The organism is Streptomyces sp. NPDC037203, assembly GCF_055605065.1.
In genome coordinates, this window is the sequence record NZ_JBVJUC010000002.1 from 134918 (window position 1) to 151328 (window position 16411).

The 16411-nt window shown below is 73.6% G+C and carries 16 protein-coding genes and 1 pseudogene; 9 read left to right on the forward strand and 8 right to left on the reverse strand.

The window, feature by feature from the left end; translation table 11 throughout:
• Nucleotides 1-23: 23 nt before the first annotated feature.
• A complete protein-coding gene (locus ACZ7EC_RS05080; protein ID WP_471059714.1) occupies nt 24-1331 on the reverse strand; it encodes an SGNH/GDSL hydrolase family protein in 1308 nt (435 codons plus the stop codon).
• 271 nt (nt 1332-1602) lie between these two features.
• Between ACZ7EC_RS05080 and ACZ7EC_RS05085 the strand changes: the two genes are divergently transcribed.
• Together ACZ7EC_RS05085 and ACZ7EC_RS05090 are read left to right on the forward strand one after the other, a co-directional pair.
• Nucleotides 1603-2958: a DUF445 domain-containing protein gene (locus ACZ7EC_RS05085; protein ID WP_471058173.1), complete on the forward strand. Its 1356-nt coding sequence runs from the start codon at nt 1603-1605 to the stop codon at nt 2956-2958.
• A gap of 231 nt (nt 2959-3189) precedes the next feature.
• Nucleotides 3190-4671: an MFS transporter gene (locus ACZ7EC_RS05090; RefSeq protein ID WP_471058176.1), complete on the forward strand. Its 1482-nt coding sequence runs from the start codon at nt 3190-3192 to the stop codon at nt 4669-4671.
• Nucleotides 4672-4764: 93 nt separating this feature from the next.
• Here the strand turns inward: ACZ7EC_RS05090 and ACZ7EC_RS05095 are convergent, their stop codons facing one another.
• A complete protein-coding gene (locus ACZ7EC_RS05095; protein ID WP_471058179.1) occupies nt 4765-5067 on the reverse strand; it encodes a hypothetical protein in 303 nt (100 codons plus the stop codon).
• 155 nt (nt 5068-5222) lie between these two features.
• Here ACZ7EC_RS05095 and ACZ7EC_RS05100 point away from each other — a divergent pair, with 155 nt between their 5' ends.
• Both ACZ7EC_RS05100 and ACZ7EC_RS05105 read left to right on the forward strand, forming a co-directional pair.
• Entirely contained in the window at nt 5223-5648 is a 426-nt protein-coding gene (locus tag ACZ7EC_RS05100; protein WP_471058182.1) for an Hsp20/alpha crystallin family protein, read from the forward strand.
• Between the two features lie 299 nt (nt 5649-5947).
• A complete protein-coding gene (locus tag ACZ7EC_RS05105; RefSeq protein WP_471059716.1) occupies nt 5948-6451 on the forward strand; it encodes a DUF2267 domain-containing protein in 504 nt (167 codons plus the stop codon).
• Nucleotides 6452-6517: 66 nt separating this feature from the next.
• On the opposite strand, the gene ACZ7EC_RS05110 is transcribed toward ACZ7EC_RS05105, so the two are convergent.
• Complete coding sequence (locus tag ACZ7EC_RS05110) at nt 6518-6946, reverse strand: very short patch repair endonuclease (RefSeq protein WP_471058185.1); 429 nt, start codon at nt 6944-6946, stop codon at nt 6518-6520.
• Nucleotides 6947-7000: 54 nt separating this feature from the next.
• Nucleotides 7001-8011 (reverse strand): hypothetical protein, encoded by a 1011-nt coding sequence (locus tag ACZ7EC_RS05115; protein ID WP_471058188.1) that lies wholly within the window; start codon nt 8009-8011, stop codon nt 7001-7003.
• Between the two features lie 272 nt (nt 8012-8283).
• Between ACZ7EC_RS05115 and ACZ7EC_RS05120 the strand changes: the two are divergent.
• A pseudogene (locus tag ACZ7EC_RS05120) lies at nt 8284-8676 on the forward strand (TIGR03943 family putative permease subunit); the annotation flags it as partial.
• 14 nt (nt 8677-8690) lie between these two features.
• Here the strand turns inward: ACZ7EC_RS05120 and ACZ7EC_RS05125 are convergent.
• Nucleotides 8691-10217: an MFS transporter gene (locus ACZ7EC_RS05125; protein WP_471058191.1), complete on the reverse strand. Its 1527-nt coding sequence runs from the start codon at nt 10215-10217 to the stop codon at nt 8691-8693.
• A 103-nt stretch (nt 10218-10320) separates the two neighbouring features.
• Here ACZ7EC_RS05125 and ACZ7EC_RS05130 point away from each other — a divergent pair, with 103 nt between their 5' ends.
• The 4 genes from ACZ7EC_RS05130 to ACZ7EC_RS05145 all read left to right on the forward strand — a co-directional run bounded on the left by ACZ7EC_RS05130 (nt 10321) and on the right by ACZ7EC_RS05145 (nt 13058).
• Nucleotides 10321-10848 carry a winged helix-turn-helix transcriptional regulator gene (locus ACZ7EC_RS05130; protein ID WP_471058194.1) on the forward strand — a complete coding sequence of 176 codons (528 nt, stop codon included), beginning with the start codon at nt 10321-10323 and terminating at the stop codon, nt 10846-10848.
• Nucleotides 10849-10941: 93 nt separating this feature from the next.
• On the forward strand, nt 10942-11256 hold the full coding sequence (locus tag ACZ7EC_RS05135) for a DUF6412 domain-containing protein (protein WP_471058197.1): 315 nt from the start codon (nt 10942-10944) through the stop codon (nt 11254-11256).
• A gap of 90 nt (nt 11257-11346) precedes the next feature.
• A complete protein-coding gene (locus tag ACZ7EC_RS05140) occupies nt 11347-12066 on the forward strand; it encodes a YidC/Oxa1 family membrane protein insertase (protein WP_471058200.1) in 720 nt (239 codons plus the stop codon).
• 134 nt (nt 12067-12200) lie between these two features.
• Nucleotides 12201-13058 carry a fumarylacetoacetate hydrolase family protein gene (locus ACZ7EC_RS05145; protein ID WP_471058203.1) on the forward strand — a complete coding sequence of 286 codons (858 nt, stop codon included), beginning with the start codon at nt 12201-12203 and terminating at the stop codon, nt 13056-13058.
• 755 nt (nt 13059-13813) lie between these two features.
• Here ACZ7EC_RS05145 and ACZ7EC_RS05150 read toward each other — a convergent pair.
• From ACZ7EC_RS05150 to ACZ7EC_RS05160, 3 genes are all read right to left on the reverse strand, one after another.
• Entirely contained in the window at nt 13814-14689 is an 876-nt protein-coding gene (locus tag ACZ7EC_RS05150; protein ID WP_471058206.1) for an LLM class F420-dependent oxidoreductase, read from the reverse strand.
• Between the two features lie 119 nt (nt 14690-14808).
• Nucleotides 14809-15321, reverse strand: a complete 513-nt coding sequence (locus tag ACZ7EC_RS05155) for a heme-degrading domain-containing protein (protein ID WP_471058209.1) — start codon at nt 15319-15321, stop codon at nt 14809-14811.
• Complete coding sequence (locus ACZ7EC_RS05160) at nt 15318-16382, reverse strand: Gfo/Idh/MocA family protein (RefSeq protein ID WP_471058212.1); 1065 nt, start codon at nt 16380-16382, stop codon at nt 15318-15320. Before ACZ7EC_RS05160 ends, ACZ7EC_RS05155 begins: the two co-directional genes overlap by 4 nt.
• Nucleotides 16383-16411: the final 29 nt, after the last annotated feature.

Genomic DNA, 16411 nt, shown 5'->3' on the forward strand with positions numbered 1-16411 from the left:
CCGACGCCCGCCGTGCCCGCCCCTCACAGCTCCGTCTGCCCGCCGCCCTTCAGGGCGCGCAGGTCGAAGACCCCGGCCATCGTGGCGAAGCCGAGGTCGCTGGGGTGCAGATGGTCGCCGGAGTCGTAGTCGGGGCGCAGGCGGCGGGGGTCGTACGGGTCGCGCAGGGCCTTGTCGAAGTCGGCCACCGCGTCGTACACCCGGCCCGCGCGGATCTGCGCGTTGATCTGCTGCCGTACGGCCTCCCGCGCGGGCGTCCAGCCCCGGTGGCCCCGGAAGGGCGTCAGGGTCGCCCCGACGACCTTCAGCCCGCGCGCGTGCGCCTCGCGGACCAGGGTGCGCAGGCCGGTGAGGATGCGGTCGGGGCCGTCGAGGTGCGGGTCGCGCAGGATGTCGTTGATGCCGAGGTCGATGACGACCACCCGGACGCCGGGCCGGGAGAGCGCGTCGCGCCCGAAGCGGCCGAGCCCGCTCTGGTTCTCCGCGGGGCGGCCGAGCCCGTCGGCGAGGACCTGGTTGCCGCTGATGCCCTCGTTGACGACGCTGTAGCGCGGCAGCCGCTCCCCGCCGGCGAGCGCCGAGCGCAGCCGGTCGCCGAGGACGTCGGGCCAGCGGCGGTTGGCGTCGACGGTGGAGGTGATGCCGTCGGTGATGGAGTCGCCGAAGACGACGACCGTGCCGTCCGCCTCGTCGCCGAGCACGTCCAGCGCGGTCAGATACCGCCAGTACGGCGTCTGCCGGGTGTAGGGGGCACCGGTGGAGTCCTCGGTGCGGTCCCCGGTGGCGAGGTACGAGGTCTGCTGCGCGTGCGGGTGGTAGGTGACCGGCCCGGACGGGGTGGGGGAGTAGGTGGTGACGAGGACGTCCGTGTCGTGTTGTACGACCAGGCGCACCGCGTCGCTGACGACCTGTTCGCCCGCGGGTATGACGACGCCGGTGGCGCCGCCGAAGGTGAGCCGCCGCATGGTGTCCGCGTCGGCCGCCGCGGTGGCGTCCCCCGCGGACAGCGCGATCGTGGCGTGGGTGATGTCCAGCGGTGTCTGGCCGTAGAGGTTGGACAGCGTGATGCGGGCACTCGTACCCCCGGCGTCCGCGTGGACGACGTTGCGCACGGAGCGGCCCGCGAGGCCGGCCGTCTCGGTGCCCGGCTCGCCGCCGACGGGGGCGCTCGCCCAGGAACCGACCCAGGTGCCGGCGGAGACGGGCGCGGCCGAGCCGTGGTGCGGGCGGTCGTCGGCGAGGGTGCCGTCGGCGCCGCGGTCGCCGGCCGCGGCGGTGACGTAGATCCCGGCGCTGACGGCCACCACCAGCGCGACGAGTCCGCCGAGCAGGGCGAGGTACGTCGCGCGGTGCGGGCGCGGTGCGCTGGGGGGCGGTGTGCTGGGATGCGGTGCGCGGGGCTTTTCGGGGCTCCCGTCCTGCCGGCTGCTCACGCTGGTGCCGTTCTCCTCGGGCGAGGGAGCTCCGGGCTCCGGTCTTGATGAGTCCATGATGCTTCATGGGCCGGGCCGGGCACCCCCGGCCATCCGGGCGTGAGCCCCCGCCGGAACAGACGCCGGGAACTCCTGTTCCGTTCCGGGAGTCGGTCAGGAGAGGACAATTGTGCGCGGGATCACCGAACGGGTGGAGCTGATGGAACAGACCGAGACCGAGACCGAGACCGAGACCGCCGGGCCGGCCGCGTCGTACCGGACGATGACGGCCTTCACCCCGGCCGACGAGGAGCGCCGGCGCGGGGTGCGGCGCATGAAGCTCACCGCGACGGGCCTGCTGCTGTTCGTGGCCGTGGTCTACGTCCTGTCCAAGCTGGCCGGGAACGCGGGCGCCGGGGCCTGGGCGGACTACGTCTCCGCGGCGGCGGAGGCCGGCATGGTGGGCGCGCTGGCGGACTGGTTCGCGGTCACCGCACTCTTCCGGCACCCCCTCGGGCTGCCGATCCCGCACACCGCGATCATCCCGACCAAGAAGGACCAGTTGGGCGTCTCGCTGGGCGAGTTCGTGGGCGAGAACTTCCTCTCCCAGGACGTCGTACGGCAGCGGCTGCGCGCGGTCGGCATCGGCGCCCGGCTCGGCGCGTGGCTGGCCGAGCCGGAGCACGCGGACCGGGTGACGGCGGAGCTGGCGACCGCGCTGCGCGGGGCACTCACGGTGCTGCGGGACTCGGATGTGCAGGCGGTGGTGGGGGAGGCGGTCACCCGGCGGGCCGGGGCGCGGGAGATCGCGCCGGGGCTCGGCAAGATGCTGGAGAAGGTCGTCGCGGACGGCGGACACAAGCGGGCCGTGGACCTGGTGGTCTCGCGGGCCCACGACTGGCTGGTGCTGCACGGCGACAACGTGATGGGCGCCGTGCAGGGCGGGGCGCCCGGCTGGACCCCGCGGTTCGTGGACCGCAAGGTCGGCGAGCGGGTCTACAAGGAACTGCTGCGCTTCTGCGCGGAAATGCGGGACATGCCGTCCCATCCGGCGCGCGGTGCGCTGGACCGTTTCCTCACCGACTTCGCCTCCGATCTCCAGTCGGACACGGAGACCCGTGCGCGGGTGGAGCGGCTCAAGGGAGAGGTGCTGGGCCGCGGGGAGGTGCAGGATCTGATCGCGTCCGCGTGGACGGCCGTACGGTCGATGATCGTCGCGGCGGCGGAGGACGAGCGCAGCGAGCTGCGCACGCGGCTGCGGTCGGCGCTGCTGTCCCTGGGCACGCGGATGGCGAACGAGCCGAAGATGCAGGAGAAGGTGGACAGCTGGCTGGAGGGCGCGGCGGTGCACGTCGTGACGACCTACCGGGCGGAGATCACCTCGCTGATCACGGACACGGTGGCGGGCTGGGACGCCGAGCACACCACCCGGAAGATCGAGGCGCACATCGGGCGTGATCTGCAGTTCATCCGGATCAATGGCACGGTGGTGGGATCACTGGCGGGACTGCTGATCTTCACCGTGTCGCGGGCGGTGGGCGGCTGACGCGGCGCCGTCCGGCGCCTGGAACCGCGGCGCGGGGGTATCCGTCGTCCTGCCGTCCCTCCGCTTCGGGGGGCGTCCTCGACGAGGAGGGAGCCGATGACAGGAGCCGAGAAGGCGTCGCGGGGACTCGGTGAGCCGGGTGGGACCGGCCGGACGGGTGACGGTGGCGTTCCGGCGGGCGAGGGTGGCCGGTCGGGTACCGGCGGCGTTCCGGCGGGTGACCGCGGCCGAGTGGGTGGCGGTGACCAGGCGGGTGGCGGTGACCGGGCGGGTGGCGGTGGCCGGACCATCAGCACCGACATCCCGGCCCGCCTCGACCGCCTTCCCTGGTCCCGCTGGCACTGGACGATCGTGATCGGCCTGGGCACCGTATGGATCCTGGACGGTCTGGAGGTCACGGTCGTCGGCAACATCGCCAGCCGTCTGGCCGAGCCGGGCAGTGGCCTGCCGATCACCTCCGGCCAGATCACCGGCGTGGCCGCCGCGCTGTACGTCGCGGGCGCGTGCCTGGGCGCCCTGTTCTGGGGCCGGCTGACCGACCGTTACGGCCGCAAGAAGCTGTTCATGATCACCCTCGGGGTGTACCTGGTGGCGACGGCCCTGACCGCCGTCTCCTGGGAAGCCTGGTGGTTCTTCCTCTTCCGCTTCCTGACCGGCTTCGGCATCGGCGGCGAGTACGCGGCGATCAACTCCGCGATCGACGAGCTGATCCCGGCCCACTACCGCGGCCGCGTCGACCTGGTCATCAACGGCAGCTTCTGGCTGGGCGCGGTGGGCGGCTCGCTGCTGTCCGTCGTCGTGCTGAACACCGGCCTGCTGCCGGCGAACGTGGGCTGGCGGCTGACCTTCGCGCTGGGCGCCGTACTCGCGCTGGTGATCCTGCTCGTACGCCGGCACGTCCCGGAGAGCCCGAGGTGGCTGCTGATCCACGGCCGGGACGAGGAGGCGGAGGAAATCGTCGCCGGCATCGAACAGCAGGTGGAGGCGGAGAAGGGCACCCGGCTGCCGACGGTGGACGCGCACCTGAGCATCCACCAGCGCAAGAGCGTCACCTTCGGGGAGATCGCCCGCACGGTCTTCGGCCAGTACCGCAAGCGCGCGGTGCTCGGCTTCTCCCTCTTCATCGGGCAGGCGTTCCTGTACAACGCGATCACCTTCGGCTTCGGCGCGATCCTGACGAAGTTCTTCGGGGTGCCGACGGACCGTACGGGCTACTACTTCGCGGTCATCGCCGTCGGAAACTTCTTCGGCCCGCTGCTGCTGGGCAAGCTGTTCGACACGGTCGGCCGCCGGGTGATGATCTCCTCGACCTACCTGCTGTCGGGCCTGCTGCTGTTCGGCACGGCATGGCTGTTCGGCCGGGGCGCGCTCGACGCGACGACGCTGACGGCGTGCTGGTGCGTGGTCCTCTTCTTCGCCTCGGCGGGCGCGTCCAGCGCGTACCTGACGGTCTCGGAGATCTTCCCGATGGAGACGCGGGCGATGTCCATCGCCTTCTTCTACGCCCTGGGCACGGCGGCCGGCGGCATCAGCGGCCCGCTGCTGTTCGCCGATCTCACCGGCACCGGCAGGGTCGGCGACACGGTCCTGGCCTTCTCCATCGGAGCGGCGCTGATGTGCGCGGCCGGGCTGGTGGCGGCGGCGCTGGCGGTACGGGCGGAGCGGCGGTCGCTGGAGGACGTGGCGACGCCGCTGACGGCGGTGGAGGGGTGAACTTGGGGGAGTGACGGTGGGGGCGGGGTGACGGCGGAGGGGCCGGGCGCTGGGAAGGGCAGAGGGGCTGCGCCTACGGCCCCGTCCCCCGGCTCAGGCGTTGCGGTCGGCGACGGCCCAGGAGGCGAGGGCGACGGCACCGGCGACGCCGAGGACGGAGGGCCAGGCGCCGACCTTCTTCGCGAGCGGGTGGGAGCCGGCGAAGGCGCCGACGTAGGCGGCGGTGAGCGCGCCGGCGGCGGCGTTCCCGGCCTGCTTGCGCCACTGCTGCGCGGCGGCGGCACCGGCGACGGCGAGCACGGCCCCGCCGAGCGGCCGCCTCTTCGTCCACCGGGCGACTCCGTACCCGCCGACGAGTCCGCTCGCGGCGACGACAGCGCTGGGGATCCTGGCCATGCATGCCTCCGAATGTCGTAGAGGGTGCCGAGGCTAACGCGCAGGCGGAGACGCTTACCTAACCTGAGTCGAGGGTTGTCAACTTTCCGTCTCCGAGCTATATAAATAGCCATAGGGCATCGCACCCAGCACCTGAAAGAAGGGAGTGACCCGTGATGCTCATGCGCACCGACCCGTTCCGCGAATTCGACCGACTCGCGCAGCAGGTCCTCGGCAGCACCGCCCGTCCGTCCGCGATGCCGATGGACGCCTACCGTGCCGGTGACGACTTCCTGGTCCACTTCGACCTCCCCGGCGTCGATCCGGAGACCATCGAGCTGGACGTCGAGCGCAACGTCCTCAATGTCCGCGCCGAGCGCCGCAGTCCCGCCCCGGAGAACGCGGAGACGCTGGTCGCGGAGCGGCCGACAGGTACCTTCACCCGCCAGCTTTTCCTCGGTGACACCCTCGACACGGACCGCATCGACGCCTCCTACGAGTCCGGCGTCCTGACACTGCGCATCCCGGTCGCCGAGCAGGCGAAGCCGCGCCGTATCCAGATCACCGGCGGGTCCCCCTCCCGCAAGCAGATCGCCGGCTGACCCCCCCCGACGCGGGGCGGGACCCGGACCTCCGGAACCCCGGAGGCCCGGACGTCCCGCCCCGCGCCGGGCCGTCCGGCCCGGAATCCTGCCCACCCGTCCCGGCCTGCCCGCCCCGCGACGGGGTACCGAACCTCTGGATCAACCGGACACCCGGCACCCGTCCGACGTGTCCCCGAGAAGGAGCCTTGACGATGACCACCACGGCGACCACCGCGGCGCCCGAGCAGGCGACGAACGCGACGCACAAGACGGCGGCGATCGCGACACCGAAGACGGCGACGCATACGACGACCAAGATGGCGGCCACGACGGTGATATCGGCGACCTCCCCGGCGACGCCGGCCCCGGCAGGGGCCACGGCGGTGCCCCTGCCGAAGCCTCACCCGAGCCCGGACGACGCGGCGCTCTGGGAGGACCTGACCGAGGCCGTCCGCGAGGCGGGCCGCTACCCGACCCGAGCGGAGGCCGAACGCATCACCCGCATCGTCCTGTCCGCCCTCGGCAGCCACGTCACCGGTGACGAACGCGTCGCCCTGGCCCAGTCCCTGCCCTCCGAGGCCGGCCGCCTGATCGCCGCTCAGATCCCGGTCCCCCACCCCCTGACGGCCCGCGAGTTCGTGGACTCGGTGTCCACCCGGATCCCCGACTCGACCCCGGCAACCGCCCGCTGGGACGTCAGCTCGGTCCTGACCACCCTCTCCACCCACCTCACCCCCGACCTGACCGACCGCATCCTCTCCCAACTCCCGCCCGGCTACGCGCTGCTGTTCGGCAGGGCGGAACTGGCGCCTATGGCGTGACCCGGACACATCCCCTGCGCCGCAACCCCGCTCATGGAACGGGTGCCGAATGAAGGTGCTCAGCGGTCAGGGGCGAAGCGGATCGCCCTGTGCCCGGCGTGCCGTCACCAAGGCGAGCACGCGGGCGGCGGCCTCGGCCGGGTCTTCGTGCTCCCAGACTCGTACGGGCAGCCAGCCGGCCGATGTCAGGCGTTGATCCGTGTCCCGGTCCCGCCGACGGTTGGTCTCGATCTTCGTGCGCCAGAAGTCGGAGTTGTTCTTCGGCCAGGTCGCGTGCACCGGGCAGCCGTGCCAGAAGCACCCGTCCACGAAGACGGCGACCTTCGCCGGCCCGAACACCACGTCGGCCTCGCGGCGCACGCCCTTCAAGGGTCGGCGATGTACCCGGTATCGCAGACCCGCGGCGAACAGGGCCCGGCGCAGGGCGATTTCCACCTGCGTGTTCCGGCTTTTCTGCCGGCTCATCCGGGCGCGGGTCTCAGGTGTGGTGTCCACCGTCCGTCGTGTCTTTCCGTCGTATCGGGAACGTCGCCGTGGGTCCTTCGCCCCTCACGAGCCGTGGCAGGCGTCGTACACCCGGCCCGAGGCGCACCAGCACTCCGCCCCACCCCCCGGCGGCCACGCCGTCGCGCGGCCCCTTGCGGCGAGGGTGGTGGCGTATTGGGGGAGGAGGGCCGGGTCGTCCGGGGTGGTTGCTTCGGAGGCGGCGAAGGCTTCGTAGGAGGGGACCGTGCCGGTGACGATGCCGAGGTTGTCGGTGCCGGAGGTGGAGAGTTCGCGGAGGGAGGACTCTATGGTCGCGAGGTGGGCGGCGTGCGAGGGGTACTCCGCGGCGAGGGCCGGGTAGGCCGAGAGGAGTTCGGCCAGTTCCGGGGCCGGCCAGTGGAGGACGGCGACCGGGAAGGGGCGGGAGAGGGCCTCGCGGTAGGCGCCCAGTTCCGTGCGCAGGCGGGAGATCTCGGCCTCCAGCTCGGCCGGGTTGTCCGAGCCGAGGGACCAGACGCGCTTGGGGTCGTGCAGCTCGTCCAGGGTGACCGGCGCGGTGTGCAGGGTGTCGGCCAGGGTGTCCCAGTCGTCGTGCGGCAGGCCCCGCATGCGGCGGACGCGGTGGCGGCCGTAGAGGAGCGGGTGGAGGGGGGCCGGGGGTTCCGCGGTGTCCGGGAGCAGCAGGCGTGCCGCCTCCGTGAACGTCTCCTCCGCCGACTCCAGCTCGTCGTGGGACTCCAGGGACTCCGCGATGATCACCCAGGGGCCGGGCTCGCGCGGGGCCGTCGTACGGATGCCCTCGATGATCGCCCGTGCCTCGGCCTCGTGGCCGTACTCCCAGAGGTTGGCCGCCTTCAGGGCCCGTACCAGCGACGGGTCCTCCAGGGTGGCCGGGGTGGACAGCAGGCGGTCGTAGAGGGTGGTGGCGGCGGGGCGGTCGCCGGACAGCTCCAGGTGGGCCGCCGCCCGCAGGAGCAGGGCCTCGGCGTCCTCCGGGTACAGGCCGGCGGTCCGCTCCAGGCGTGCCGCTTCGGCGGTGTGGTCGACGTTCTCGGCAGGCGTGTCGGGGCGCATGGGGGACACCGTACTGCCGGGCGCCGACAAACGTCAGGGCGGTCCGGTGGGGGTGATGCTTGAGGGGGACACCTCGCATATACCGGGCCCTGGAGGGATATACGGGTCCGTCGGGCCCCCGCCCCCGCCCCAAGGGACCACTCACCCCCTGTCGCACAGGACCGCTCGCTATCTTCTGTGCCTGCAGCGAGGCCGGAGCGAGTGCGCTGCCCCGGCGGCCCCTGCTCGCGGTGCCGGTGGCCGGGGTGGCCGGGATGGCGCTGCCCGGCTGCGAGTTCGCGCCGCTGGCGGCCGGCTCGCCGCTGCCGATGACCCTGTCCGACTTCACCAGCCGGGTCCGGCAGGACCGCTCGCGGGCCGTCAGGGGGCGCACCGTCCTGATGACCGGCATCGTCACGCCGCACCGGAACGGCGGCTGGGATCTCACCCGGATCATCATCAACTTCTGCGCGGCGGACGCCCAGTCGGTGAAGGTACGGGTCTACGGCGGGCCCGCGCTGGCCGCCGACACCTGGGTCACCGTCACCGGGACCTGGCACCCCGGCGGCACGCTCGGCACCGCTTCCGCGGCGGTCGCGCTGGACGCCCGTACCGTCGAGAAGGTGCCCCGGCCCGTCAACGGCTACCAGGACGCCCTCCCGCTGCCCACCACGCGCACTCCCTGAAAGCCGGGGAGGCGTCACTCTGGGCGAGTCGCTCCGGCCCTCCCGCCGGACTGCTTCCCCTCCCGCAGCGCCAGCACCCCGATCGCGGCCGTCGTCGCCAGGCCCGCCGAGACCAGCAGGGCGAGGTTCATGCCGTGGGCGAGGTGGCCGCCGGAGGTGGCGAGGGCGATGGTGAGGGCGACGCCGACGCTGGAGCCGATGTAGCGCAGGGTCTGCTGCGCGCCGGAGCCCATGGCGGCGCGGGCGCGGGGGACGGAGTCGACGGCGAGGAGCGGGAGGGCGCCGTTGAGGAGGCCGCTGCCCAGCCCGCCGATGATCAGACCGGGGAGCAGCCGGGTCCAGGAGCCGGAGCCGATGGCACCGAGCATGGTCAGGGCGCCGGCGGCGTGCAGGGCGAAGCCCAGGGCGAGTTGGCCGCGCGGGGGGACGGGCAGGCGCTTGACCTGGAAGGCGACCGCGCAGCTCAGACCGGACCAGAGCAGCAGCAGACCGGCCGTGGCGAGCGGGGAGAGGCGCATCGTCTGCTGGGCCACCGCGGGCAGATAGCTGAAGACGCCGATGACCGCGAGGCCCGTGAACAGGCCGCCCGCCGAAGAGGCCAGGAAACGGGCGTGGCGCAGCAGGCCCAGGTCGATCATCGGGGTACGGGAGCGCCGTTCGACGGCGACGAAGAGGGCCAGCAGCGCCACGGCCGCCGCCAGGAGCAGCCCCACCGGTGCCCGCAGCCAGCCGTCCCGGCCCAGCGTCAGCGCCGCCACCAGGGCGATGAGGGCGAGGCCGAAGGTCAGCGCGCCGGGTATGTCCGGGCGGCCGGCGCGGGGGGCGCGGGACTCGGCGAGGGTGCGGGTGCCGAGCGCGGCCAGCAGCAGGGCCCCGGCGCCGAGGACGCCGTAGCCGGCGCGCCAGTCGGGCAGTGAGGCCGCGACCAGGGGGCCCGCCGCGATGCCGCCGCTGACGAACGCGCCCCACACCCCGGCCGCGTGCAGCCGGCCGCGCGGACTGGGGAAGGCGTGCACGATCAGGCCGAGGGCGCTGGCCAGCACGGCCGCGCCGGCCGCGCCCTGGGCGATGCGGGCCAGGGTGAACTGCCAGGTCGACGTGGTCAGCGCGCCGAGGGCGGTGGTCAGGCCGAGGGCCAGGGTGCCGGCGAGGAAGACCCGGCGCCGGCCGTAGTCGTCGGCGAGGCTGCCGGCCACCAGGAGCAGGGCGGCGAGGCCCAGCGGGGTGCCGTTCAGGAGCCATGCCTGGCCCGAGAGCGGGGTGTGCAGGGCGGCCGCCGTCTGCGGGAGGGTGACCATCGGGGCCGTGTAGTTCATCAGGGTCACGGCGGTCGCCGCGCTGACGAGGGCGAGGGTGGCGCGGGAGCGGGCGGGTGGGGGTGCGGGGGAGCCGGCTTCCGGGGGCGGTGCCCCGCCGGTGCGCGCCGCGCGTGACCCGCGGGGGTCGTTCGCCCCCGGCGCCTCGCGGGCCCCGCGCACCATCTCTCGCGCTCCCTGCGTCTCTCGCGCCTCGCCCACGGCGGCGGAATCGGGCCCGGTCATGGCACGTCCTCAGTTCGGTCAATGAACCTAGCTGTCCCGGCCACCGTAACACCGTCGGTTCGGTGAATGAACCGAGCGTCGGAAAGTGGCTACAGTGGGGGGCATGGCACTGGGCAAGGACTACGCGGCACAGGAGTGCGCCATCGCCCGCGCGCTGGAGGTCGTCGGCGAGCGCTGGACGCTGCTCGTCGTCCGGGACGCGCTCTACGGCGTACGGCGCTACAACGACTTCCTCGTCCACCTCGGCATCCCGCGCGCCGTCCTCGCCGCCCGGCTCCAGACGCTGACCGCGGAGGGCATCCTGGAGAAGCGCCGGTACCAGGAGTCGCCGCCGCGGGACGAGTACGTGCTCACCGAGCGCGGCATCGCCCTGTGGCCCACCCTGCGCGCCCTCGCCGCCTGGGGCCGCGAGCATGTCGTCGGCGTCCGGCTGCGCTCCTTCCGGCATGCCGGGTGCGGCGCCGAGATCGGGCCGTACGGCGAATGCGTCCGGTGCGGAACCATCGTGCCGGCCGGCGACGTCGTCATGGAGCCGGGCCCCGGACTCGATCCGGACCCGGCGGACCCGGTCAGCCGCGCCCTGCTCAAGCCGAAGCGGCTGCTGGAGCCCATGGAGATCGGACCGGCGTAGAACGGGCGCGCGGCGAACAGGCATAATCGAGCCGGTACCGCCGAATGCGGGACAAGCGCCGAGCAGGGAGGGGGGATGACGATGAGCCGGCCCATGAGCCGCGGAACCGGCCGTGCCGTCGCGTTCCTGCTGGCCCCCCTGCTCTTTCTGCTCCCCCTCGCTTTCCTCGACACCGGCGGCCTGACCACCGCCGTCGCCCTCGCCGCGACCGCCGCCGCCGGTTCCGCGCTCGCCCTGTGCACCCTGCTCGCCGCCGGCTGCGCCCCCGCCGTACCGCCCACCCGGATCCGTACGGCGATACGCGACCGCGACCGGCGCACGGCCTTCCTGCCCCAGCGTGATCCCGACGCGCGCGGCCGCCGCAGGCCGCGGGCGCCCGGACGGGCCCTTCCGGCGACCGCCGCGTAGGGCCGAACCCCCGTAGTTCCCGGCCCCGCGCGGGTCGTCCTGCCGCAATCTCCTTCTCCCGGCACGACGAGACCCCCGGAGGGCTCACCCATGTCCGTCTTCTCCGTTTTCGCACACCTGGTCGAGCGGCTCGCCGACCTGCTCGCACCGCTCTGCCACGGCTCCGCGACCGCCGCCGCGATCGTCCTGTTCACCGCACTCGTACGACTCCTCGTCCACCCCCTCTCCCGCGCCGCCGCGCGCGGGCAGCGGGCCCGCGCCGCGCTCCAGCCGAAGATCGCGGAGCTGCGGAAGCGGCACGCGAAGGACCCCGAGCGGCTGCGGTCGGCGATCCTGGAGCTGCACACGGCGGAACAGGTGTCGCCGCTGTCCGGCATCCTGCCGAGCCTGCTCCAGCTCCCCGCGTTCTTCCTCCTCTACCACCTCTTCTCCAGCACCTCCGGCAACGCGCTGCTCGACCACCGGCTGTTCGCGGCGCCGCTCGGCGGACGCTGGGCCGACGCGCTCGCCGGGGGCGGGGTGTTCGGTGGTGCCGGGCTGGTCTACCTGGGCCTCTTCGCCCTGGTCGCGGGCGTCGCCACGGCCAACTACCTGCGGACGAAGCGGCAGATGGCGCAGAACCCGGTCATGGCCGCCGCCGCTGGCGGGGAGCAGGTGCCGGGGCTCGGGGCGGTCGGCAAGGTGATGCCGTTCCTGTCCTTCCTCACGCTGGTCAGCGTGGCGGTCGTACCGCTCGCCGCCGCGTTGTACGTCGTCACCAGTACGACGTGGAGCGCGGTGGAGCGGGCCGCGCTGTACCGGCAGTCGTAGCCCGGCGACCCGGAGTTACGGTCCAGTACGTGAACAGGGTCTTGCCGGGTGGACGGGGTGATTGGAGGATCGTCCAGCCCTGTCGACGGCCGCATCCGTCCGCCGGGCGCCCGCGATCGAGGGAGATGGTGACCATGAAGCTGCTGCGAGTCGGTGCGGCGGGGGCCGAGCGGCCCGCGCTGCTCGCCGCCGACGGAACCCTGCGCGACCTGTCCCCGCTCGTGAGCGACATCGACGGGGCGCTGCTCGCCGACGCCGCCGCGCTCGGGCGGGTGCGGGACGCGGCCGCCGCCGGTGAACTGCCCGTCCTGGACGCGGCGGGGCTCCGGATCGGGCCGCCGCTCGGGCGGATCGGGAAGATCGTGTGCATCGGGCTGAACTACCACGACCACGCACGCGAGACCGGCGCCGAGCCGCCCGCCGAGCCGGTCGTCTTCTTCAAGGCGCCGGACACGGTGGTCGGGCCCGACGACACCGTGCTGGTGCCGCGCGGCTCCGCCAAGACCGACTGGGAGGTGGAACTGGCCGTCGTCATCGGGCGCACGGCGCGCTATCTGGAGTCGGCCGAGGAGGGCCTCGCGCACGTCGCCGGATACGCGGTCGCGCACGACGTCTCCGAGCGGGAGTTCCAGATCGAGCGGGGCGGGACCTGGGACAAGGGCAAGAACTGCGAGACGTTCAACCCGCTCGGGCCGTGGCTGGTGACCGCGGACGAGGTACCCGATCCGCAGCGGCTTTCGCTGCGGCTGTGGGTCAACGGGGAGCTGAAGCAGGACGGCACGACGGCGGAGCAGATCTTTCCGGTGGGCGAAGTGGTGCGCTACGTCAGCCACTTCATGACGCTCTACCCCGGCGATGTGATCAACACGGGGACGCCGGCCGGAGTGGCGATGGGGCATCCCGAGCCGAAGCCGTACCTGCGCGCCGGGGACGTGGTGGAACTGGAGGTCGAGGGACTCGGGCGGCAGCGCCAGGAGTTCAAGAACGCGTAGGCGCTCCGCTGGGATGGCCGGGGGGCTCGCTCTGCCGGGACGGTTGGTGGGGCGCGGCTTCGTTCGGGGTGGCCGGGGGGCTGCCGGGACGGCGGGGGGGTCCGCCGGGATGGTCCGGGGACGTGGCTTCGTCGGGACGGTCGGAGGAGCGCGGTTTCGTTCGGGCCGGTCGAGGGGGATTGGGCTTCGTCCGGGACGGTCGGGGGGGCTCCGCCGGGATGGCCGGGGGATGGGGCTTTGGCCGGGGCGGCCGGGGGGCTCTGCCGGGACGGCGGGGGATGTGGCTTCGTCGTCCGGGGCGGTCGATGGGCGTGGATCTGCCGGGGTGGCCGGGGAAGTGGCTTCGTCGGGACGGCTCCGCTGGCACGGCGGGCGATGCGGCTTCGGCGGGATGGCCGGGGGATGTGGCTCTGCCGGGACGGGCCGGAGGGACGCGGCTTCCTCCGGGACGGCCGGGGGGTGTGGCTCCGCCGGGGTGGCCGGGGACGCGGCTTCGTCGGGACGGTCGGAGGGGTGTGGCTCCGGCGGGACGGAGGGCGATGCGGCTCCGCCAGGATGGCCGCGGACGCGGCTTCGCCGGGGCGGTCGGGGGATGCGGCTTCGGCGCCGGGTGGGGGTGGGTGACGTGGGCGGTCGCGTTCGTGCGGGGCAGTCGTACGTCGAGACGGCCCCGCCTCCGGGGCGGGCGGGGCCGGTCGAGTGTGCTGCCGGGCCGCCCGCCCGGACGTCTTGCCGGAGGCGGGGGCGCGGGTGGGTCACCTCAGCAGGAGGGCCAGCCTGCGCCACTGCTCCCTCGGGATGGTCTGGCCGGTGGTCTCCGTGACCACCTGGAGGGCCACGTGGTCGGCGCCCGCCTCGTGGAAGGCGTGCACGCGGCGGCGGATCCGGTCGTCGTCGCCCCAGGCGAAGACCGCGTCGATGAGCCGGTCGCTGCCGCCGTCCGCGACATCGGACTCGGTGAAGCCGAGGCGGAGGAAGTTGTTGGTGTAGTTGGGGAGTTCGAGGTACCGGGACAGATAGGCGCGGGCGATGTCGCGGGCCCGGCTCGGGTCCTGCTCCAGGACGACCTTGAACTCCGGGGCCAGCAGCGGGCCCTGGCCGAGGATCTCGCGGGCCTTCGCGGTGTGCTCGGGGGTGACCAGGTAGGGGATGGCGCCGGCCGCGCGGTCGCCGGCCAGCTTGAGCATCTTGGGGCCGAGCGAGGCGAGCACGCGGCGGCCGGCCGGGACACCTGCCTTGTCCAGCTCGTCCAGGTAGCCGGTCATCGCCGAGTAGGGGCGGTGGTAGCCCTCGACGCGGGGGCCGTGGCTGACGCCGAGGCCCAGGATGAAGCGGCCGGGGTGGGACGACTCCAGCCGGGCGAAGTCGGCCGCGGTCGTGGCGGCGTCCTGCTGCCAGACGCTCTGGATGCTGGTGCCGACGGTGATGTGGTGGGTGGCCTCGATGAGCGGGGTGGCGTTCGCGGCGGTGCTGTTGCCGCCCAGCCAGATCGCACCGAAGTCGAGTTCCTCCAGCTCGGCGGCGGCGTCCTCCTGCTCGCCGCGGCGGGCGGGGTCCTCCGCGCGCAGCGCGATGTCCCAGACGCCGTGCCGGCCGATGCGCTGTTTCAGTGGTCCTGTCGTCTCACTCATGCGGGCGATCCCTCCGGAGGGTGGGGCGGTGCTGGCGTGATCATCAGTCTGTGCCCACTGCCAACCGGAGGGGGTTCCCGCTGATTCCCGACTTCCCTCGGTCCGACCGCCGGGTTCCCTCAGTCGGCCGAAGAGGCGAGGGGCTCCTGCGGGCGGCCGAGGAACTGCTCCAGCGCCGCCACCACCAGCCGGTGGTCGTCCACCTGGGGCAGGCCGGAGACGGTCACGGCGCCGATGACACCCGCGTGCTCCAGCCGGATCGGGAAGGAGCCGCCGTGGGCCGCGTAGGCGTCCGGGTCCAGGCGGGAGGAGTTCTCGAAGGTGGTGCCCTTGGCCCGGAAGCGGCAGCCGACCAGGTAGGAGGAGGAGGCGTAGCGCTCGGCCACCCGGCGCTTGCGGACGATCCAGACATCGTTGTCCGGGGTGGAGCCGGGCAGGGCCGCGTGGAACAGCTGCTGCCCGCCGCGGTGGATGTCGATCGCGACCGGCGCCCGGTGCTCGCGGGCCAGCCCGACCAGCAGGGAGCCGAGCTCCCAGGCGTCGTCGTACGTGAACCGGTCGAACACCAGGCGCCGCTCCTGGTCCTCCAACTCCTCGATGGAGGGCGCGATCTGCTGCTGCTGCGTGGTCACAGGGTCACCGTCACCTTCTCCTGGGCGGACCTGCGGGCCGCCTCCAGTACGTCGAGGGCGGCGGCCGCCTCCAGGGCGGTCACCGGGTTGGGGCCGGCGCCGGCGAGGGCGGCGGCGACGGCCGTGTAGTAGGCGGGATAGTCGCCGGGCAGGGTCTTCACCGGGGTGCCGCCGCCGGTCAGCGGGGATTCCCCGGCGCCGATCCGGCCGTACAGCTCCTCGGGCTCCGCACCCCACCGGGGTCCGGGGCGCAGGCCCTCGCGCAGGGCGGCCTCCTGGGGGTCGAGACCGTACTTCACATAGCCCGCCTCGGAGCCGAGGACCCGGAAGCGGGGGCCGAGCTGGGGGGTGGTCGCGGAGACATGGAGGTGGGAGCGGACGCCGCTCTCGTGGGTGAGCGCGATGAAGGTGTCGTCGTCGGCCTCGGCACCCGGACGGCGCACGTCCGCCTCCGCGTACACCTCGGCGGCCGGGCCGAACAGCACCAGGGCCTGGTCGACGACGTGGCTGCCGAGGTCGTAGAGCAGGCCGCCGATCTCCGCCGGGTCCCCGGACTCGCGCCAGCCGCCCTTGGGCTTCGGGCGCCAGCGCTCGAAACGGGACTCGAAGCGGCGCACCTCGCCGAGCGCGCCGTCCGCGAGCAGGGCGCGCAGGGTGAGGAAGTCGTTGTCCCAGCGGCGGTTCTGGAACACGGACAGCAGCAGGCCGCGGTCCTCGGCGAGGGCGGCGAGCGTCCGGGCCTCGGCGGCGGTGCCGGCGACCGGCTTGTCCACCACCACGGGCAGGCCCGCCGTCAGCGCCGCAGTGGCGAGCGGGACGTGCGTCTTGTTCGGGGAGGCGATGACGACCAGGTCCAACTCGCCTGCGCGGGCTAGGAGTTCCTCGGGGCTCGCGGCGAGCGTCAGGTCCGGGAAGGCGTCGCGGGCCTGGCGCTGCCGCTCCGGGTTCGAGGTGACGACCGTGTCGAGGACCAGGCCCTCGGTGGCGGCGATCAGGGGGGCGTGGAAGACGGAGCCGGCGAGGCCGTAGCCGATCAGGCCGACGCGGAGGGGAGTGCTCATGCCCTCCACTTTCGCAACGCTGTTGCCAA